The sequence below is a fragment of the Acidovorax sp. GW101-11A03 genome (genome assembly GCF_059424825.1).
Genome location: NZ_JBWKZU010000008.1, coordinates 97,967 through 116,185, shown reverse-complemented (window position 1 = coordinate 116,185; position 18,219 = coordinate 97,967). Strand labels below are relative to the sequence as shown.

General features: G+C 67.9%; 19 protein-coding genes and 1 riboswitch. Of the genes, 8 read left to right on the top strand and 11 right to left on the bottom strand.

The genetic code is table 11. The features are described 5' to 3' along the window. The coding region (locus AC07Z7_RS06025) for a PhnD/SsuA/transferrin family substrate-binding protein (RefSeq protein ID WP_494765659.1) at window positions 1–611 on the bottom strand (611 nt) is incomplete at its 3' end. Between the two features lie 241 nt (window positions 612–852). Between AC07Z7_RS06025 and sorT the strand changes: the two genes are divergently transcribed. Together sorT and sorU are read left to right on the top strand one after the other, a co-directional pair. Beyond that, the gene (gene sorT, locus AC07Z7_RS06020; protein ID WP_494765658.1) at window positions 853–2,067 is read left to right on the top strand and encodes a SorT family sulfite dehydrogenase catalytic subunit; all 1,215 of its coding nucleotides are present in this window, start codon (window positions 853–855) and stop codon (window positions 2,065–2,067) included. A gap of 137 nt (window positions 2,068–2,204) precedes the next feature. Continuing rightward, a complete protein-coding gene (gene sorU, locus AC07Z7_RS06015) occupies window positions 2,205–2,513 on the top strand; it encodes a SorU family sulfite dehydrogenase c-type cytochrome subunit (RefSeq protein WP_094290334.1) in 309 nt (102 codons plus the stop codon). 56 nt (window positions 2,514–2,569) lie between these two features. On the opposite strand, the gene AC07Z7_RS06010 is transcribed toward sorU, so the two are convergent. Then, window positions 2,570–3,886 (bottom strand): D-amino acid dehydrogenase, encoded by a 1,317-nt coding sequence (locus AC07Z7_RS06010; RefSeq protein ID WP_494765657.1) that lies wholly within the window; start codon window positions 3,884–3,886, stop codon window positions 2,570–2,572. Between the two features lie 92 nt (window positions 3,887–3,978). Then, a riboswitch (glycine riboswitch) is annotated at window positions 3,979–4,090 on the bottom strand. Window positions 4,091–4,312: 222 nt separating this feature from the next. Between AC07Z7_RS06010 and AC07Z7_RS06005 the strand changes: the two genes are divergently transcribed. Next, entirely contained in the window at window positions 4,313–5,098 is a 786-nt protein-coding gene (locus tag AC07Z7_RS06005) for a 2-keto-4-pentenoate hydratase (RefSeq protein WP_494765656.1), read from the top strand. A gap of 12 nt (window positions 5,099–5,110) precedes the next feature. Here AC07Z7_RS06005 and AC07Z7_RS06000 read toward each other — a convergent pair whose 3' ends face one another. The 6 genes from AC07Z7_RS06000 to AC07Z7_RS05975 all read right to left on the bottom strand — a co-directional run bounded on the left by AC07Z7_RS06000 (window position 5,111) and on the right by AC07Z7_RS05975 (window position 9,819). Continuing rightward, complete coding sequence (locus tag AC07Z7_RS06000; RefSeq protein WP_252658821.1) at window positions 5,111–5,566, bottom strand: hypothetical protein; 456 nt, start codon at window positions 5,564–5,566, stop codon at window positions 5,111–5,113. 159 nt (window positions 5,567–5,725) lie between these two features. Then, on the bottom strand, window positions 5,726–6,106 hold the full coding sequence (locus AC07Z7_RS05995; RefSeq protein ID WP_094290331.1) for a hypothetical protein: 381 nt from the start codon (window positions 6,104–6,106) through the stop codon (window positions 5,726–5,728). Between the two features lie 44 nt (window positions 6,107–6,150). Continuing rightward, a complete protein-coding gene (locus tag AC07Z7_RS05990) occupies window positions 6,151–7,491 on the bottom strand; it encodes an ABC1 kinase family protein (RefSeq protein WP_494765655.1) in 1,341 nt (446 codons plus the stop codon). After that, on the bottom strand, window positions 7,478–8,053 hold the full coding sequence (locus tag AC07Z7_RS05985; RefSeq protein ID WP_494765654.1) for a DUF2867 domain-containing protein: 576 nt from the start codon (window positions 8,051–8,053) through the stop codon (window positions 7,478–7,480). The genes AC07Z7_RS05990 and AC07Z7_RS05985 overlap by 14 nt, the downstream gene beginning before the upstream one ends. Continuing rightward, window positions 8,050–8,907, bottom strand: coding sequence for a TetR/AcrR family transcriptional regulator (locus AC07Z7_RS05980; protein WP_494765653.1), 858 nt, complete (start codon window positions 8,905–8,907; stop codon window positions 8,050–8,052). Before AC07Z7_RS05980 ends, AC07Z7_RS05985 begins: the two co-directional genes overlap by 4 nt. A gap of 180 nt (window positions 8,908–9,087) precedes the next feature. Continuing rightward, on the bottom strand, window positions 9,088–9,819 hold the full coding sequence (locus AC07Z7_RS05975; RefSeq protein WP_094290327.1) for a helix-turn-helix domain-containing protein: 732 nt from the start codon (window positions 9,817–9,819) through the stop codon (window positions 9,088–9,090). A 152-nt stretch (window positions 9,820–9,971) separates the two neighbouring features. Between AC07Z7_RS05975 and AC07Z7_RS05970 the strand changes: the two genes are divergently transcribed. Continuing rightward, window positions 9,972–10,814 (top strand): hypothetical protein, encoded by an 843-nt coding sequence (locus AC07Z7_RS05970; RefSeq protein WP_494765652.1) that lies wholly within the window; start codon window positions 9,972–9,974, stop codon window positions 10,812–10,814. Between the two features lie 55 nt (window positions 10,815–10,869). Beyond that, a complete protein-coding gene (locus AC07Z7_RS05965; protein WP_494765651.1) occupies window positions 10,870–12,810 on the top strand; it encodes an MFS transporter in 1,941 nt (646 codons plus the stop codon). A gap of 95 nt (window positions 12,811–12,905) precedes the next feature. Here the strand turns inward: AC07Z7_RS05965 and AC07Z7_RS05960 are convergent, their stop codons facing one another. Then, entirely contained in the window at window positions 12,906–13,922 is a 1,017-nt protein-coding gene (locus AC07Z7_RS05960; RefSeq protein ID WP_494765650.1) for a 1-aminocyclopropane-1-carboxylate deaminase, read from the bottom strand. 161 nt (window positions 13,923–14,083) lie between these two features. On the opposite strand from AC07Z7_RS05960, the gene AC07Z7_RS05955 reads away from it, so the two are divergent. Next, window positions 14,084–14,599, top strand: a complete 516-nt coding sequence (locus AC07Z7_RS05955) for an Lrp/AsnC family transcriptional regulator (RefSeq protein ID WP_494765649.1) — start codon at window positions 14,084–14,086, stop codon at window positions 14,597–14,599. A 27-nt stretch (window positions 14,600–14,626) separates the two neighbouring features. Here AC07Z7_RS05955 and AC07Z7_RS05950 read toward each other — a convergent pair whose 3' ends face one another. Both AC07Z7_RS05950 and AC07Z7_RS05945 read right to left on the bottom strand, forming a co-directional pair. After that, the gene (locus AC07Z7_RS05950) at window positions 14,627–15,529 is read right to left on the bottom strand and encodes an EamA family transporter (protein ID WP_494765662.1); all 903 of its coding nucleotides are present in this window, start codon (window positions 15,527–15,529) and stop codon (window positions 14,627–14,629) included. A 103-nt stretch (window positions 15,530–15,632) separates the two neighbouring features. Then, a complete protein-coding gene (locus AC07Z7_RS05945) occupies window positions 15,633–16,814 on the bottom strand; it encodes a saccharopine dehydrogenase family protein (protein ID WP_094290323.1) in 1,182 nt (393 codons plus the stop codon). A gap of 292 nt (window positions 16,815–17,106) precedes the next feature. Between AC07Z7_RS05945 and AC07Z7_RS05940 the strand changes: the two genes are divergently transcribed. Both AC07Z7_RS05940 and AC07Z7_RS05935 read left to right on the top strand, forming a co-directional pair. Next, a complete protein-coding gene (locus AC07Z7_RS05940; protein WP_494765648.1) occupies window positions 17,107–17,595 on the top strand; it encodes a YiaA/YiaB family inner membrane protein in 489 nt (162 codons plus the stop codon). A gap of 122 nt (window positions 17,596–17,717) precedes the next feature. Further along, a complete protein-coding gene (locus AC07Z7_RS05935; RefSeq protein ID WP_494765647.1) occupies window positions 17,718–18,203 on the top strand; it encodes a hypothetical protein in 486 nt (161 codons plus the stop codon). Window positions 18,204–18,219 lie beyond the last annotated feature (16 nt).

Sequence of the window (18,219 nt, the reverse complement as noted above, 5' to 3'; positions counted from 1 at the left end):
GTGCCGGGGTGCGCGGCCGCCCACTCGGCCCAGTCGTCCTCGCGCACCACGGTGGCGTCGGTGGAGCCCAGGGTCAGGGCCGTGAGCCCGGCCTGGGGAAACTTTTCATACTGCACGGCGCGCAGGTCCTGGAACGACAGCCCGGCCTCGTTGAGCATGCCGCGCGCCATGTAGGTGTAGATCGAGTCCTGCTGCGGCAGGTAGAGGCGGCGGCCCTTCATGGCGGGCACGGCGTCGATCTGCACCAGCCCCACCAGCAGATACTTGTCGGACTTGTGCGTGGCGCCCACCAACTCGTAACCCCGCTGCAGGGCCGAGGCCGCCACCTGCGCCGGGCCGATGAAGATGTCGTAGCCCGCGCTGCGGGTGGCGCGCATCACGTCGGCCAGGTCGTCGCTGGTGGCCAGGGCCACGGGCTGGCCCGAGGCCTTGGCCAGGCCCGATTCGGCCGCCGTGCGCAGGATGGAATGGGCGGCCTTGCGCGCGGTGGGCTCCACCGCCACCATGGCAGTGAGCTGGGCCAGCGCAGCGCTGCAGCCGAGGCTCCAGCACAGCAGCACGGCCAGCCGGGTGGTGGCGCGGCGTGCTGGGGGTCTTGGGGGGATGTTCATGGTGTGTCGCCCTTTCTGCTTTCGGTCTCTCTCGGAAGCGGCGAATATGCCCACACCGCCTGACATGCGTGCAGATGTTTCGGGTGTTTTGTATCTGTTACTTCTGTTAACGCAATGTTGCGTGCACCGGGCCGGAGCGGCCCGACAGAATGCGGGCTGCCTCCCATCGGACAAAAGGGGGCTGTCGCCGGGCCGGGACCACCCTGCCTGCCCATTCCACCCCCATTTTGGAGACCTTCCCATGACACATTCCACGACCTTGCCGCGCCGCCACCTGCTGGCCGGAAGCGCCGCCGCCCTGGGTGCGCTGGGCCTGGCCGGGTGGACGGGCAACGCCCGGGCCCAGGCGGCCGCTGCCCCGGCCGCCAAGCCGCTGCCCGCCTATGCAGGCTGGAAGACGCCCGAAGCCCTGATCGTGCACAGCACCAGCACGCTGGAGACGCGCCGTTCCGCGTTTGGCACCAGCGTCATCACGCCGTCGAACCAGCTCTATGTGCGCAACAACCTGCCCGCCCCCGACGCGGCCATCCTGGACAACCGCGATGCCTGGAGCGTGTCCATCGAAGGAGTGAAAAGCCCGCGCAGCCTGACGCTGGCCGAACTCCGCACCCTGGGCGTGGAAACCGTGGCCACCGTGCTGCAGTGCTCGGGCAACGGCCGGGGCTTCTTCCCCAGCAAACCGAGCGGCACGCCCTGGCAGGTGGGTGCTGCAGGTTGCGTGGTCTGGAGCGGCGTGCCGCTGCGCAATGTGGTGGCGGCCCTGGGTGGGCTGGCCGACGGCGCGGCCTACCTGACCGGCACGGGCGGCGAGAAGCTGCCCGAGGGCGTGGATCCGCTCACCGTGCTGGTGGAGCGCTCGGTGCCCGTGAAGGCGCTCGATGACGCGCTGCTGGCCTGGGAGATGAATGGCGAGCCGCTGTCGCTGGCGCACGGTGGGCCATTGCGCCTGGTGGTGCCCGGCTACCAGGGCGTGAACAACATCAAGTACGTCAAGCGCGTGGCCTTCACCGCCGCGCAGTCGCAGGCGCGCATCATGTCGCACGGCTACCGCATGTCGCCGCCCGGCAGCAAGGCCAGCCCCGACCAGCCCTCGGTGTGGGAGATGGGCGTGAAGTCGTGGATCAACGGCCCCTTGGCCGACAAGGGCCCGCTCAAGCCCGGCCAGGTGCAGGTGCATGGCGTGGCCTTTGGCGGCACGCGCGGCATCAAGGGTGTGGAGGTGTCGGTCGATGGCGGCAAGACCTGGCAGGCGGCCAAGCTCATCGGCCCGGACCTGGGCCCGTTCGCGTGGCGGCAGTTTGCGCTGCCCGTGCGCCTGGAGGCGGGCACCCATGTGCTGGCCAGCCGCGCCACCGACACGGCAGGCAATGTGCAGGCCGAGCAGCGCGAGGAAAACCTGGGCGGCTACAACAACGCCAGCTGGCGTGACCACGCCGTCACCGTGACCGTGGCATGACCTCGCTCCCCCCTGAGGCGCTTTGCGCCTTCCCCCCGGTGGGGGGACGCCACCCGTGGCCTGGCAGAGCCAGTTCCACGGTGGCACTGGCGTGGGTGCGCGCCGCTATCGGACGGTATCGGGTGCCGCAAGGCAGTTTGCTGGTAGGGCTGGCGTTACTGTGGGCGGGCGCCAGCTGGGCTGCCGACCCGGCCGAACTGGCGCGCGGCAAGGAGCTGTTCACCAAGATCCAGCCCGCCTGCGCGGTGTGCCATACGCTGCAGGCCGCCGGTGCCGAGGGCCAGGTGGGCCCGGTGCTGGATGAGCTGAAACCTGACGCTGGCCGCGTTCTGCGCGCGCTCAAGGCGGGTATCGGCGTGATGCCTTCGTATGCCGAGCGCATGAGCGAGAAGGACATGCTGGCCGTGGCGCAGTTTGTGGCGCACGCCACGGGCGCCGCCAAGTAGGCGCAGCCTTTCGCAGCGGTTGCTGCAGCCTTGCCTCGCTGCAACCGCGCGCTGGTTCAAGCCGCCGTGCGCGACGGCACCAGCGCCGCCCCGGCTGCGCGCCCCTGCAACCCCTGGAACGCAAAGTCCACCTCGGGCACACGGCCGCTCACGATGTCGGCCAGGGCCTTGCCCGAGCCGCAGGCATGCGTCCAGCCCAGCGTGCCGTGGCCGGTGTTGAGGAACAGGTTGCCCACTTTGGTCTTGCCGATCAGCGGCACGTTGCTGGGCGTGGCGGGGCGCAGGCCGCTCCAGAACTGCGCCTGGGTGGTGTCGCCCGCGCCGGGGAAGAGCTGCTCCACGCGCCGCACGATGGCCTCGCAGCGCACCTGGTTCAGGTGGCGGTCGTAGCCGTTCAGCTCGGCGGTGCCCGCAATGCGCAGACGGTCACCCCGCTCGCTGGTGTAGCGCGAGAACACGAGCTTGAACTCATCGTCCGTCAGGCTCACCTGGTGCGCCTTGGAAGCGTCCTTCACCGGCATCGTCACCGAGTAACCCTTGGCCGGATAAATCGGCAGCTGGATACCCAGCGGCTGCGCCAGCAGCGGGCTGAACGAGCCCATGGCCAGCACAAACGCGTCGCCGCGCACGCGTTCGAAGCGGCCTTCGGCATTGGTCACTTCCACATGGTCGATGCGGCCGCCCACCTCGCGCAGTGCGGTGATGTGGTGGCCCATGCGGAACTGCACGCCCGCCGCCTCGCACAGCTTGGCCAGCTCGCGCGTGAACTGGTTGGCGTCGCCGGATTCGTCCTCGGCCGTGTAGGTGGCGCCCGCCAGCTGCGGGCGGATATGGGCCAGCGCGGGCTCGATGCGCACGGCCTCGTCGGCGCTGATCACCTGGCGCTCACAGCCCAACGCGCGCATCTGCTCGGCCGGGGCCAGCGCGCCGTCGAATTCCTTTTGGTTGGTATAGAAGTGCAGGATGCCCTGCGTGCGCTGGTCGTACGGGATGCCGGTGGCCGCGCGCAGCTGCTGCAGCGTGTCGCGGCTGTAGGTGCCCAGGCGCACGATCTGCTCGATGTTGTGGCGCGTGCGCGCGGGTGTGCAGTTGCGCAAGAAGGACAGGCCCCACAGCCACTGCCGCATGTCGGCGCGCAGGCGGAACAGCAGAGGCGCATCTTCCTTGCCCAGCCACTGCAGCACCTTGAGCGGCGCACTGGGGTTGGCCCAGGGCTCGGCGTGGCTCACCGAGATCTGGCCGCCGTTGGCAAAGCTGGTCTCGGCGCCGGGCGTGCCCTGGCGGTCGATGACGGTCACTTCGTGACCCAGTTGCGAGAGGAAATAAGCCGAAGTCACGCCGAGCAAGCCGGCGCCGAGAACGATCACGCGCATTTTTTGAAGCCTTCTAAGGGGTTCGCGCCTGATGGGTATGCGGTTGCAGCTACTAAATTAATAGCAAACAGCTGGCGCATGTCCGCCAGGCTGCCGCTCCCCCTGTCCTTGGTACCTGAGAGATTCACCGCCACCCACCCGGGCTGCGGCTTGCTCCTTCGGTGCGCTTCGCGTTGCGCGAAGCGGCTCTCCAGACGGCTTTGAAAAATGGTGCAGTACGGAACCTGAGCGTGTATGGGAGTTTGCGCCTTCGGTGCACAGCGGGCGGTGCCACTGCGCTCTCCTGCGGGGCCATTCTAGGAGCGACCGGCGTATAGAAAACGCCTTCTGGGCGCTAATGGGTCGCAATCGTTGCTGATGCTGGGGCCTTGGGCCCCGGTGGCTGGTGGCCATAATTTGCCGATCTCCCTGCCCCTGGACCCGCCCATGCCCGATACCGCCTTTGACCCACAGACCAGTGCCGCCGTGCTCACCATGGCCCGCCAGGGGCGCAGGCCCCGCCCGCTGGACCTTCCTGCTGGCTTGCGCCCGCAAAACGCGGCCCAGGCCTATGCCGTGCAGGACGCGGTGGTGCGCGAGCGCGGCGAGGTCGCTGGCTGGAAGGTAGGCGCGGCATCGCCCGACGCGCTGCCCGCGCGCGCGGCGCTCACGCGCGATTCGGTGTGGGTGGCGCAGGCCGCGCACGCTGCGGTGCACCTGCCCGCTGCCGGTTTTGCGGTGCTCGGGGTGGAGGCGGAACTGGTCTACGAACTGGGCGCCGACCTGCCTCCGCGCGCAACGCCCTACAGCCCTGCCGAGGTGCGCGCGGCCCTGGTGTCGGTGCGTGCTGCCATCGAGGTGTGCGACACGCGTTTTGCCGCCTGGGCCCGGCAGGACGAATGGTGCCGTCTGGCCGACCAGGCCTGCCATGGCGCGCTGGTGGTGGGCACCGGGACGGCCGATGTGGCGGCAGTGCAGCCGCTGGCGCAGGGGGTGGACCTGTGGGTCAACGAATCGGTGGCCGTGCAGCACGCCACCTGGGGCAACCCGGCGGGCGATCCGCAGCGGCTGCTGGCCTGGCTGGCCAACGGGGGCGCGCACAGCCTGGGCGGGCTGCGCGCGGGCCAGTGGGTAACGACGGGCTCGTGCACCGGCACCGTGCTGGTGGCGCCGGGCACACGGGTGGTGGCGGATTTCCCGGGCCTGGGCCGGGCTGAGCTGGTGTTCGACTGACCTGCGTGCCAGTCAGCGGCGGTACGGGTTGTCGGGGCTGCGGTCGTGGCGGTTGGACACGCCATCGCCATCGCGGTCCCGGTCGTGCCGGTTGGGCACACCGTCACCGTCGCGGTCCCAGCCGCCGGGCTGCATGTTCCAGCGGCCGCCATGTTCCACCCAGCGCGGTTCGCGGTAGTGGTAGCCCGGGCGGGCCTTCACCCAGTGGCCGTGTTGCCAGACATGGCGGTGGCCGCGCCACTCCCAGTGGCCGGGCACCCAGACCATGCCCCGGCGCGGATGCGGCACGGCTTCGTAGCGGGGAGGCGGGGGCGCCTGGTACTGCACCACCACCGGCGCAGGGCCGTGGTAGCGGGGTGCGTCCGCACCGATGACAACGGTGGCGCTGGTGTGCTGCGCGTGCGCTGCCGTGGCGGCAGCCAGCGTCAGCAGGGCGATGGATACAGCGGCGAGTGCATTGCGGGCCATGGTGAACTCCTCAAAATGGTCCCTGTCGGAACCGGAGCCTTCATGCTGCGGGCCCTGCGTCAAGCCGGTGTAGTCGGATTGCGAAGTCTTGTGAAGTTGTGTTTCCTGGGGCGGCGGCACCTGGGAGGCGTGTGATTTTTGTCACGCTCGCGCTGGGGCTCAGCGCCACCAGATCACCACCGCCAGCAGCATCAGCGCCACCCAGGCGGGGTGCCGCCCCTCGGTGGCAAAAAACACCAGCAGCCCGCAGGCCAGCGTGGCGCCCGCCGCCACATCGGCTACCCAGGCGCCCAGGCCCGCGTCCACAGGCACCGTCCCCAGGCGCCACAGCAGGGCACTAAAGGCCCAGCCCAGCACCGTCACCAGGTGCCAGCTGCCCCAGAGGATGCGCACATGCTGCTCGCGCAGCACGGGCTGGCCGCCGGTGGGCACGACGCCGCGCAGGCGCAGCGAGCGGAACACGAGGATTTCTCCGAGCACGGAATGGACGGCGCCCACCAGGGCCAGGCCCACGGCGGCAAGGACCAGCGATGTATTCATGTTTCTTCTCCTCCCGGTGTCTGGTTTGTTCGTGAAGGGGGCGGTCAGGGGTTGGCGCCGGCGGGGGCGAGCCAGTGCGCCCCCCGGGTGTGCACCCGCGCGCCCAGCTGCGTGAGCAGGTGCATCAGGCCCATCCACATGCGCTCGAACGCGGGCATTTCGCTGGGCACCTGTTGCAGGTGGCGGCCCAGCATGCGCTGGTCGGCGGGGGGCGTCAGCGGCGGTGGGGTTTTGGTGCCAAAGTCGAACACGGCCTCTGTGAAGGGCTCGATCTGCCAGGCCTGCATCTCGGCCAGCACGGGGGCCAGGTCGGTGCGGTAGGTGGGCAGGCTCATGTCGGCCCCGGCCAGGCCCAGGGCCTGGTAGGCCTGCAGCACCCGTGCATGGCGCTGCGGGTCGTCTGGGGGCCGCAGCAGGGCGGACCAGGCCTGCCGGACCTGCGCGCGAAACCCTGCGGACAGGCTGCGTGTGCAGCCAAAGTCCAGCACGCCCACCGTGCCATCAGGCGCAAACACAAAGTTGCCCGGGTGGGGGTCTGCATGCACCCGCCCCAGCACAAAAATGCAGTGCATGAACCAGTCCCACAGGTGCTGCCCGGCCTGGTCGCGCTGCGCCTGCGTGGGCTGGGTGGCCAGCCATGCCTGCAGCGGCTGGCCGGGCACAAACTGCTGTGTGAGCACCTGGGCGCGGGTGTGCGAGAGGATGGGTTGCGCCATCATCACCCCCGGCCGCGCCGCGTGCTGGGCAAACCACAGCAGCTGTTCGGCCTCCTGCAGGTAGTCCACCTCGCGCAGCAGCGTGGCCTCGATCTCGGTCATCACGCTGTCCATCACCGTGTCGGTGGGCAGGGGCATGTCGGTGTGGGCCAGCGCGCGCAGCGCGGCGCGCATGAGCTGCATGTCGCTGGCAATGGTGGCGGCGATGCCGGGGTACTGCACCTTCACGGCCACCGTGCCGTGGCCCGCCAGCTGTGCGCGGTGCACCTGGCCCAGGCTGGCTGCGGCAAATGCGGTGGGCTCGAAGTGCTCGAACAGCGCCTCGGGCTCTTGCCCGAACGCCTGGCGGAACACGCGGCCGACCAGCGCGCGGTTGAGCGGCGGAGCCTGGTGGTGGGCGCGGGCCAGCTCGCGCCGCACGCCCTCGGGCAGCAGCTGCGGGTGCATGCTGAGCAACTGCGACACCTTGAGCGCCGAGCCCCGCAACTGCCCCAGCGCGCCAAACAGGATGCGGCCCAGCGCGGCCTCGTGCTCGGCCTGCGCCTGGGCCGAGCGCTTGCGTGTGCGGTGCGAAAGCTCGGCCATGCCGATGCGTGCCGCTGCCAGCCCGGTGATGGCGCTGCGCGCCAGCTTGCCGGTGCGCGGGGCCTCCGCTTTAGCTTTGGCCATGGTCTGCCAGGCGCTGCGCCGTGCCGCGTGCAATGACGCGGTGGATGGGCGTGATCACCGCCATGTAGGCATGGCCCAGTGTGTTGTGGATGTGCACCACCGTGCTCAGCACCACCCGGGGCGCGGCGCCGGGGGCGGCGGGCTGTTTGCAGATGGACACCTGCACGTCCAGGTGCTTGTCGTCCTGGCCCATCACCACCTCGGTGTCGCTCAGGTGCCGGATGCGGAAGATGCCCACGCGGTCGCCCACGCGGTAGCTGCGCGCGTCGCGCAGAGGGCGGCCGCTGGCGGGCGGGTAGCCGTCGTCCAACTGGCCCAGGTCCTTCAGGCCCACCAGGCGCACGGCCTTGTTGCGCACGAACATGAGGGCGCGCGTCCATGCCGGGGTGCGGGCCGCCACGTCCAGCCACGACTGCAGGGCCGAGCGCGCGGGGTGCCGGTCGGCCACCTCGTAGGCATCAAAAAAATCGGCCCCGGGCAGGGTGGCGTGGATGGCCGTGCCGGGTGGCACCTGGGTGGCGCGCGCGGTGGTGGGGGCGGCGGTGGCTGTGGGCGAGGTCATGGGGCGCTCTTCCTCTTGCGGGGCGTGGCGGGCTTCGTTGCGGTCGGGGCGCTGGGTGCACGTTTGGCGCGGCGTGGGGGTGGCGCCGGGGGCTCAGGGCTGCGCTGGGCGGGGGATGCGTGTGGCGGGGCACTGCCCAGCGTCTGCCGCGCCAGTTGCAGCATGCCCAGCAGGCCGCTGCCGTGCTGGGCCATGCGCGCCATCTGGCTGCGCAGCACAAAGCCGCCCAGCTGCGCCACGCGGTTGACCAGGCCCACGCGCAGCGCCTGCACCAGCACGCCCAGCGACAGGTCCACCAGCTGCGTGGTGTCGGCGAACTCGTCGGAGGTGTCGGCCAGCCAGTAGCTCACCACGCCCGCAAGGTAGTCGGTGTAGAGGCTGCCCGCCAGGCCCTTGAAGTCGCAGGGCTCGATCTCGCCGCTGGCCTCGGCGGCTTCCAGAAAACTGCTCACCGCATCGCGCAGGCCCTGGCGCGCAGCCAGGGGCTCGGCCAGCATCGACAGCGGCGAGCGCCGCGCCAGCCCGCGCACCTGGGCCACGAACTCGCGGTCGGCCAGCAGGCGCTCCAGCACCGCGTCGGTCAGTCGCTGCAGCTTTTCCTGCAGGCCGTAGCCGTCAAACCCCGGGGTCTGCAGTGTGTCGGCCAGCGCCTGCTGGACGGTGTCGTCCAGGTAGCCGACCACGATGCGGTCCTTGGTGGGGAAGTATTTGTAGATGGTCGCATCGCCAATGCCTGCGGCGCGCGCGATGTCCTTCATCGTCGTGCCATCGAAGCCCTGGCGGGTCATGAGATCCACCGCGCTGGCCACGATCTGGCGGCGCGTGGCGTCTTGTTGCTGGCGGGTGGTTTTCATTTAACTATCTTTAAATTAACAAAATTTGTTATTTAAAGAATAGTTTTTTCTCTTTGTGACGTCAAGTCTTGTGGAGCGCTGTGGCTTCTTTAGACAGTCTGTGGGTTCCTTTTCTTGCCTTTTTTGGCCTTCTCCGCGCCGTGGTAAAGCGGGTTAAGCTATCAATAAGTGAGCATCTGGCTATCTGCGCATGCTGGAGAACGCCTCGAACTCCCAGCTGCGCATGGCCAGCAGCAGGGTGTAGCCCTCGCGCTCGCGTTCGGGCAGCTTCTGGTCGGCCAGGTGCTGCTGGGCAAAGTCCTGGGCTACGCGCTGCATGCGCTCCATGAAGGCGGGGGCCAGGCTGCGGCTGATGTTGCCGTGCACCAGCAGCACGCCTTCGCCCGTGCCGTCAAAGCCGCCCGCAAAGTAGTCGAGCAGCGCGTGCTCGCGGAAGTAGTTCATCACCGGGCCATGCGGGCGCCAGCGGAAGGTCTTGGCCAGCTTGAGGCGGTAGCGGTTGAGCGGCCGCAGCTCGATGATGCCGATGCGGTCGAGCTGCGCGAGGTATTTGATGCCCTCGGCCTCGGTGAGGCGATAGGTGGCCACGACCTGCTCCAGCGTCCACTGGCTGAGCACGCAGATCGCCATCAGCAGCAGCTTCTTGTCGCCCACCACGGCTTTTTCCTGCTCCTGGCTCAGTTCCTTGAGCAGCGGCTGCGCATCGGCCACGCGCCGCGCCAGGTCGGCAAAGTCCAGCGCCAGCGCGCGGCAGATCGCGTCGATGCGTGACAGCGGCATGTCGCCCTTGGCCAGCATGCGCTTGACGCTGGACTCGGCCATGCCCAGCGCCTGGGCCAGGTCGGCGTAGGTCATCTGCGCGGTTTTCAGTTCCTTTTTCAGGGCGGTGACGAGGTCGGCGGTGGTGCTCATGGCTGGGGGCGGTTGGCGGGTAGGGGTGGGTGTTGGGTATCAATTATCAATACCCAAAGTGGCGTGGGTAGCCCTTTGTGCGACTTTTACGGGGCCCAGACGCGATGGCCTGCCCACACTGCGCGGCATTCCAACTCCGCAGGAATTCCGCCATGCCGTTGTTTTCTTCCGCAACTCCTCTCAACCGGGCCGAGACTGGCCTGTTGTTGGGCGCCGCTGCCTTGTTCGCCCTGGCCGTCTGGGGGCCGGTGCTGCCCGCCAGCGAACACCAGCACGCGTTTGCCGACCAGCGTGCGTGGCTGGGCATCCCTTGCGCGCTTGATGTGCTGAGCAATCTGCCCTTTGCCCTGGCGGGTGTGTGGGGGCTGGTGATGCTGCGCCGGGCGGTGGGACTGGATGTGGCGTCGCGGTGGCTGGCCGGGCTGTTTTTTGCGGGACTGCTGTGCACGGCAGCAGGCTCCATGCTGTACCACGGGCAGCCGCACGACGCGGGCCTGCTGTGGGACCGGCTGGGCATGGTGCTGCCGTTTGCGGGCCTGCTGGGGCTGGCGGCCACCGGCCGCGTGAGTGCGCGCGCCGGGTGGGCCGCCGCCGGTGTGGTGCTGCTGGCCGGGCCGCTGGCCGTGGCCTGGTGGGCGCACACCGGCAACCTGCTGCCCTGGGCTGTGGTGCAGCTGGGCGGCATGCTGGTGGTGCTGGCCCTGGCGTGTTTGCCCCGGCGCGATGGCGCACTGGCGATGCACCTGGGCGCGGTCATCGGCCTGTATGCCGTGGCCAAGCTGTTCGAGGCGGCAGACCACGCGGTGTTTGACGCTACCTACCAGGCGGTGTCGGGGCACAGCCTCAAGCACCTGTTTGCCGCAGGCGCGGCCTGGCCCGTGCTGACGGCCCTTGCGGCGCGGCACCCGCGCCGGGCACCGGGCGGGCCGCAGGTCACGTTGTTTGTGCAGAATGGCGCCCACGCCGTGGGTGTCGCCCGCAGTTCACGGGTGTGAAGCGCGGGCGCGGAAAATTCCAACAAGCCAACCCATCGGAAACGAGGAGAAACGCATGCACCCCGAAACCCCGTCCACCAGCCTGGCGCCAGCGTCCACGCATGAGGACCCGAACCAGTTTGCCCTGCTGCGCCAGCGGCGGTTCGCCCCGTTCTTCTGGACACAATTCTCCGGCGCGGCCAACGACAACCTGTTCAAGTTTGCGTTCACCGTGATGGTGACCTACCAGCTCAGCGTGGACTGGCTGCCGCCCGCCATGGCCGGGCTGGTGATCGGTGCGCTGTTCATCCTGCCGTTCTTGCTGTTCTCGGCCACCTCGGGGCAACTCACCGACAAGTACGACAAGACGAAGATGATCCGCTTCGTGAAGAACATGGAGATCGCCATCATGCTGGTGGCGGCCGTGGGCTTCATTGCGAACAATGTGCCTGTGCTGCTGCTGTGCACCTTCCTCATGGGCGTGCATTCCACGCTGTTTGGCCCCGTCAAGTTCGCCTACATGCCCCAGGTGCTCAGCGAGCGCGAACTTACGGGGGGCAACGGCATGGTCGAGATGGGCACCTTTGTGGCCATCCTGCTGGGCAATGTGGCGGGGGGCCTTTTGGTGGCCATCCCTGGCATCGGCCACACCACGGTGGCGGTGGCCTGCGTGCTGGCGGCGCTGGCCGGGCGCGCGGTGGCGCATTTCATCCCCTCGGTGCCCGCCACCGACCCGGGCCTCACCATCAACTGGAACCCCTTCACCGAAACCTGGCGCAACCTCAAGCTCGCGCACGGCAACATCGTGGTGTTCCGCTCGCTGCTGGGCATCAGCTGGATGTGGTTCTTCGGCGCGGTGTTCCTGAGCCAGTTCCCGAGCCTGGCCAAGAACGTGCTGCATGGCAACGAGCAAGTGGCTTCGCTGCTGCTGGTGGTGTTCTCGATTGGCATCGGCATCGGCTCGCTGCTGTGCGAGGTGTTGTCGCGCCGCCATGTGGAGATCGGCCTGGTGCCGCTGGGCGCCATCGGCATGAGCGTGTTTTCCATCGATCTGTACTTTGCGTCGCGCAGCCTGCCTCCGTCTGACATCATGGGCCTGGCCGCCTTCATGGCCCAGGGCGCCCACTGGCGCGTGATGATGGACCTGCTGCTGCTCAGCCTGTTTGCGGGCCTGTACAGCGTGCCCATGTACGCACTGATCCAGATGCGCAGCCAGCCCACACACCGCGCGCGCATCATCGCGGCCAACAACATCCTCAACGCGCTGTTCATGATCGCCAGCTCGCTCATCGCGGGCGCCATGCTGGGCGCGGGCTTCACGGTGCCGCAGATCTTCCTGTTCACCGGCATCGCCAACGCGGTGGTGGCGTTCTACATCTTCATGCTGGTGCCCGAGTACCTGCTGCGCTTCATCGCCTGGGTGTCGTCGCGGTTTGTGTACCGCTTCAAGGTGCAGGGCGATGAGAACCTGCCTTCGGCGGGCGCGGCCATCCTGGCCTGCAACCACGTGAGTTTTGTCGATGCCGTGCTGCTCATGGCGGCCAGCCCCCGCCCCATCTACTTCGTGATGGACCACCGCATCTTCCGCGTGCCGGTGCTGGGCTGGCTGTTCCGCCTGGCCAAGGCGATCCCGATTGCGCCCTACAAGGAAGACCCGAAGACCTATGAAGCCGCCTTTGACCGTGCCGCCCAGGTGCTGCGCGAGGGCGACCTGCTCGCCATCTTCCCCGAAGGCGGCATCACCAAGGACGGGCAGCTGCAGGAGTTCAAGGGCGGCATCATGAAGATCATCGAGCGGGCGAAGGCCGAGGGGGTCGAGGCCCCGGTGGTCCCCATGGCGCTGACCAACCTGTGGGGCTCCTACTTCAGCCGCATTGAACAAGGCGGCGCGATGGTGCGACCGTTCCGCCGGGGCTTTTACAGCCGGGTGGGCCTGAATGTGGGCTCTGCCGTGGCCCCAACCGAGGTGCAGCCCACGCTGCTGCGCGAGCGGGTGCAGAAGCTGCTCACGGCCTGATCCGCCAGCCCCAGTGCGGGGCGCTTCAGATCAGCGAGAGCCCGGCCAGCCGGGCCAGGCGCTCCTGCTCTTCACGCGCCGTGGTGTGGGGGTGATCAGCCGTTGCGAAAAAGAAAGCTGTAGGCGTTGAGCGCCGGCACCCCTCCCAGGTGCGCGTACAGCACGCGGGAGCCGTCAGGGAATTCGCCGTTGCGCACCATGTCGATCATGCCGTGCATGGACTTGCCTTCGTACACCGGGTCGGTGAGCATGCCTTCCTTGCGTGCGCACAGGCGGATGGCTTCGAGCGTGCCTTCGCTCGGCAGGCCGTACTCGGGGCCGCCGTAGCGCGTGTCCAGCACCACGTCCTCGGCGGTGAGTTCCTGGCCCAGCTCCACGAGCTTTGCGGTGTTCTGGGCGATGCGCAGGATCTGCGCATGGGTCTGCGCGGGCTTGGCCGACGCGTCGATGCCGATCACCTTGCGCGCCCGGCCGTCGGCCGCAAAGCCCACCACCATGCCCGCCTGCGTGCTGCCCGTGACCGAGCACACGACGATGTAGTCGAACTGGAATCCCAGTTCTTTCTCCTGCTGGCGCACCTCTTCGGCAAAGCCCACAAAGCCCAGGCCGCCGTACGGGTGCTCGGAGCAGCCCGCCGGGATGGGGAAGGGCTTGCCACCGGCCTTCTTCACGTCCTCCATGGCCTGCTCCCAGCTGGGGCGGATGCCGATGTCAAAACCCGCTGCGTCCAGGCGCACATCGGCGCCCATGATGCGGCTCATCTCGATGTTGCCCACGCGGTCGTACACGGCGTCAGAGTAGTTGACCCAGTTCTCCTGCACCAGCACGCACTTCATGCCCAGGTGCGCGGCCACGGCGGCCACCTGGCGCGTCTGGTTGGACTGGATGCCGCCGATGGACACCAGCGTGTCGTAGCCGCCCGCGATGGCTTCAGGGATCAGGTATTCGAGCTTGCGCGTCTTGTTGCCGCCAAAGGCCAAGCCGGAGTTGCAGTCCTCGCGCTTGGCATACAGGTGCACCTTGCCGCCCAGGTGGGCCGACAGGCGGTTGAGGGGCGTGATGGGGGAGGGACCAAAGGTCAGCGGGTGGCGGGCAAATTTCTGCAGGTTCATGGCGGTGTTCCGGTCGATGAAGAAGGGGTGCAAGCACAGGGCTTGCAGTGCCTTCATCGTAGAAAAACACGCGCATCACGTGGTTGCAAAGTTTGGCCAAATTTCGGAGATATTTGTTTCTGGACCAAAATGATGGCGATCAATATTTCTTTAAACAAACAATGTGCGCAACAAAAGTTCGTCCCAAGAATGTGCCGCAGGCCGATGTCTCGGCCGAGCTGGACCGCACCGACAAAGCCATCCTGCGCCAGCTGCAGCGCGACGCGTCGCTGTCCAATGTGGCACTGGCCGAGAAGGTGCACCTGAGCCCCCCTGCCTGCCTGCGCCGCGTGGAGCGCCTCAGGCGCCTGGGGCTCATCGACAAGGTGGTGGCGTTGCTCAACCCCCAGGCCGTGGGCGCGGGCATGCTGGTGATGATTGGCGTGGTGCTGGACCGCTCCACGCCCGATTCATTTGCCGAGTTTGAAAAGGCGGCGGCCAAGGTGTCCGGTTGCATGGAATGCCATGTGGTCACCGGCGAGTTCGACTACTTCATGCTGGTGCGCACGCGCGACAACGACAGCTTCAACCGTCTGCATGCCGAGCAGTTGCTCTACCTGCCGGGGGTGCGGCAGGTGCGCTCGTTCATGGTGTTGCGCAATGTCCTTTCGACCACCGAGCTGCCGCTGGCGGTGTAGCGCAACGCCACTTTTCTTGAGCCGGTCTTACTGCGCCCCGCGCAGCCGCCCCATCACGGCCGCCCAGGCCGGGCCGCCAAACACGTTGACCACCAGCCCTGCCATCAAGAGCCCGGCGCCCGCAAAGTGCACGGGCAGCAGCTGTTCGCCAAACACCACCCAGCCCGTGGTCAGCCCCACCACCGGCACCAGCAGCGTGAAGGGCGCCACGCGGTTCACGGGGTAGCGCGACATGAGAGAGGTCCACAGGCCAAAGCCCAGCAACGTGGAGATCCAGGCGATGTAGGCCACGGCAGCCATCGATGTGAGCGACAGGTGCTGCACCGCTGCCATCACGGCGCCGGGGCCGTCCATCACCAGCGCCAGGGCCACAAACGGCAGCGGAGCCACCACGCTGGACCAGACGATGAAGGCAAACTGGTTCATCGGCCCATAGCGCCCCACGGCACGCGTGACGATATTGCCGCAGCCCCACAGCGCAGCGGCCGCCACGGTCAGCGCAAAACCCGCCAGCGGCATCGAGGCGCCATGCGCGCTGCCGATCAACACCAGCCCCACACCCGCCAGCGCCAGGCCTGCCACCTGGTTGCCCTGCCATTTCTCGCGCAGCCACCAGGCGGCCAGCAGCAGCGTGAAAAACGACTGCGCTTGCAGCACCAGCGAGGCCAGGCCCGAAGGCATGCCGATGTGGATGGCCGTGAACAGCAGCGCAAACTGGCCCACGGCCATGGTCATGCCGTACAGCAGGTACAGCCGGAGCGGCACCTTGGGCGGCTTGACGAACAGCAGCGCCGGGAAGGCCGCGAGCAGGTAGCGCAGAGCACCCAGCAGCATGGGCGGCACATCGGCCACACCGACTTTGATGACGGCGAAGTTGAGGCCCCAGACCACGATGACGAGCAGGGCCAGGGCAAGGTCGCGGGGGCGCAGGGCGGTGTTCATGCCCTGCATTTTGCGGGACTGCAGGGCGGGCAGCCGTGCGTTTCAGGACCGCCCTGATGCAAAAAAAGACAAACCGGCGGCGCCTGGGGCGTTATGCCGATTCGACCGCGAAGCCCAGCCCCGCGTTGGCCTGCAGCCGCGCGATCAGCTTGTCACCCAGCGCAGGCGCCGTGGTCCAGATGCCACCCGGGGTCGCCGTGGCATCCTGCAGCAGGCATACGGCGGCCTCGGTGATCATCTTGGATGTGGAACCATAGCCCGGGTCGCGGTCGCCCTTCACGCCCACGCGCAGGGTGTTGCCTGCGGCGTCGGTGCCCAGGAACAGTACGTCGTAAAAGCCGTTCTCACGCTCTTCGCGCGATGGGCCTTCGCCGGGCTTGGGGCCTTTGTCCGAGCCCAGCGACTTGTCGCCCGCCACCGCGTTGGCGATGGCCTCGCCCTTTTCACCGGGGCCGGTGATGAGCATTTCGTCGTAGACAAAGTCGGTGCCGTAGGCGTGCCGCAGCAGGAAGTTGGAGCGGTGCACATTGCGCGTGTTGATGGCGGCCATCACGAACGGCGCCACCCAAACGCCATCGCCGAGCGCCTCGTCCACCATGGGTTTGTGGCCGGTGGGCTGGCGCGGCCCTTCAAACCCGGGTGTGAGAGAGAACGGGTTCTTCAGCAGATCCAGCACCGCGGGGTTGGTGGCAGCTGCGGCCATGGTGGCCTTGAGGCTGGCGGCCGTGCCCCCAGAGAAGGTGCCCTTCATCTTGCGCACCCGGCCGCGCACGCGCGGGGCGGGGTGGCCGAAGCGCTGGGCAAACTCCTTTTGCAGCAGGAACACGCCCAGGTCGAACGGAATGGAGTCGAACCCGCACGAGAACACGATCCGTGCGCCACTGGCCTTGGCGGTGGCTTCGTGCGCGTCGATCATCTGGCGCATCCAGGCGGGCTCGCCACACAGGTCCACATAGTCCACACCGGCCTTCGCGCAGGCGGCCACAAGTTCGTTGCCATACAGCTGGTACGGGCCCACGGTGGTCAGCACCAGGCGCGTGGTGTCCATCAGTGCCTGCAGGCTGGCGGGGTTGCTGGTGTCGGTCACGACCAGCGGGGTGTCGGCCGGCGCGCCCACTTCATCACGCACGGCGGCCAGCTTGTCGGCATTGCGCCCGCCCATGGCCCAGCGCAGGCCGCTGCCTGCGGGGTAGCGTTGCAGCAGGTATTCGATCACCAGGCGGCCGGTGAAGCCGGTGGCGCCGTGCACGACGAGGTCAAAGGGTTTGGTCATGGGGTGGGTCTCCGTCCATCAAAACAAGCAGGCGCGCATGGCATTCGGGGCTGCCACGCAGGGTGCTGCCATTGTCTTGGGCAGGGGCGGCGGCCCGTGTCGCGCAGGTGCGGGGTTGCCCATCCGTAGGGCGTAAACAACGGATTCTTGCGGTCAAACTGAGAAAAAGTACCGCTAAACGATACCGGTCAGGCTGCGGGTAGCCACTGTTACGGTTCAATGCAGACACGCAAGTTACGTCTGGGCACCATTCGCCCCGTGTTCAACCAACGCCCCCCGGGGCACCACAGCAATGTCTTCTTCTCCCATCGTTGTTCAGCGTGACACCAAGGCCTGGCAACTGCAGGTGTGGGTCTCGTTTGGCATCGCGGTTTTTCTGTGCGCCGTGGGCCTGGCATGGCTGCCTGGCGAACAGTTGGAGCAGGCGTTCATGGTGATGGGGTATGTGTTCTGCCTCTCGGCCGCATTTGTGCTGGCCAAGTTTGTGCGGGACAACGCAGGCGCTTCGCGCCGGGGCGGTGGCGACACCCCCCTGTGGAAGCTGGTGGTGTGGGGTGGCTTTGCGGTGGCCATGGGCCTCACGGGCTGGGGCCTGCTGAGCATGGACATCAACGTGACCTACAAGGCGTTTCTGGGCGTGAGCTGGCTCTACCTGATCACCACCGCCTTCACGCTGGCCAAGATGCTGCGCGACCGCCACGAGGCGGACCTTATGGAAGCCCGTCTGCAGGGCCGCCGCGAAGCTGCCCAGGCAGCCGTCAACGGCAACAGCGCGAACTGATCGCATCGGATGTACGCAGGCGGCGCATCGCTGCCTGTACCGGCAAATTTTCTTTCTGGTTTTCGACCCGGTTTCTCCCGCATCCTGGGTGCGTGGTGGGGCCGCATTTTGAGGAGTGAATGATGATGAATGCCATGTTTTCTTCGTGGGGCTCTGCGGCACGCCTGCCCCGTGCCCTGCTGGCAGCTGGGGTGGTGTGTGCAGCCCTGGTGGTTGCCAATCCAGCCAGGGCGCAGAGCGAGGCTTCTGCCGCGCTGTCGATGTTGCCGGTGGCCTCGGTGGTGGGCACGGCGTCGGTGGCTTCGGCCGCCGCCGGTGCGGTGGTGACAGTGCCGGCGGCGCTGTCGGTGGGCGGCGCGGTGCTGACGGTGCGGGCGGTGGAGGCCTCGGCCGTGGGCACGGTGTACCTGCTGGAGCGCGCCTCGGACGGCGCCCAGGTGAGCGTGGAAGTGGTCGGCCGTGGCGTGGCGGGCTCGGCCTACGCTGTGGGCACGGTGGTCACCTGCAGCGTGATCGGCACGGGTGTGATCCTGTCGGCAGCGGGCGAGGCGATTGCCTTTGTGCCCAACGCCATCGGCCGTGCGTTGCTGCACAACGAACGTCTTTGAGGAGTGGCACGATGGT

Bases quoted from the DNA above. Each gene is read 5' to 3' on its own strand.
- sorT (WP_494765658.1), top strand. From the start codon at position 853: ATGACACATTCCACGACCTTGCCGCGCCGCCACCTGCTGGCCGGAAGC.
- AC07Z7_RS06010 (WP_494765657.1), bottom strand. From the start codon at position 3,886: ATGCGCGTGATCGTTCTCGGCGCCGGCTTGCTCGGCGTGACTTCGGCT.
- AC07Z7_RS06005 (WP_494765656.1), top strand. From the start codon at position 4,313: ATGCCCGATACCGCCTTTGACCCACAGACCAGTGCCGCCGTGCTCACC.
- AC07Z7_RS06000 (WP_252658821.1), bottom strand. From the start codon at position 5,566: ATGGCCCGCAATGCACTCGCCGCTGTATCCATCGCCCTGCTGACGCTG.
- AC07Z7_RS05995 (WP_094290331.1), bottom strand. From the start codon at position 6,106: ATGAATACATCGCTGGTCCTTGCCGCCGTGGGCCTGGCCCTGGTGGGC.
- AC07Z7_RS05990 (WP_494765655.1), bottom strand. From the start codon at position 7,491: ATGGCCAAAGCTAAAGCGGAGGCCCCGCGCACCGGCAAGCTGGCGCGC.
- AC07Z7_RS05985 (WP_494765654.1), bottom strand. From the start codon at position 8,053: ATGACCTCGCCCACAGCCACCGCCGCCCCCACCACCGCGCGCGCCACC.
- AC07Z7_RS05980 (WP_494765653.1), bottom strand. From the start codon at position 8,907: ATGAAAACCACCCGCCAGCAACAAGACGCCACGCGCCGCCAGATCGTG.
- AC07Z7_RS05975 (WP_094290327.1), bottom strand. From the start codon at position 9,819: ATGAGCACCACCGCCGACCTCGTCACCGCCCTGAAAAAGGAACTGAAA.
- AC07Z7_RS05970 (WP_494765652.1), top strand. From the start codon at position 9,972: ATGCCGTTGTTTTCTTCCGCAACTCCTCTCAACCGGGCCGAGACTGGC.
- AC07Z7_RS05965 (WP_494765651.1), top strand. From the start codon at position 10,870: ATGCACCCCGAAACCCCGTCCACCAGCCTGGCGCCAGCGTCCACGCAT.
- AC07Z7_RS05960 (WP_494765650.1), bottom strand. From the start codon at position 13,922: ATGAACCTGCAGAAATTTGCCCGCCACCCGCTGACCTTTGGTCCCTCC.
- AC07Z7_RS05955 (WP_494765649.1), top strand. From the start codon at position 14,084: ATGTGCGCAACAAAAGTTCGTCCCAAGAATGTGCCGCAGGCCGATGTC.
- AC07Z7_RS05945 (WP_094290323.1), bottom strand. From the start codon at position 16,814: ATGACCAAACCCTTTGACCTCGTCGTGCACGGCGCCACCGGCTTCACC.
- AC07Z7_RS05940 (WP_494765648.1), top strand. From the start codon at position 17,107: ATGTCTTCTTCTCCCATCGTTGTTCAGCGTGACACCAAGGCCTGGCAA.
- AC07Z7_RS05935 (WP_494765647.1), top strand. From the start codon at position 17,718: ATGATGAATGCCATGTTTTCTTCGTGGGGCTCTGCGGCACGCCTGCCC.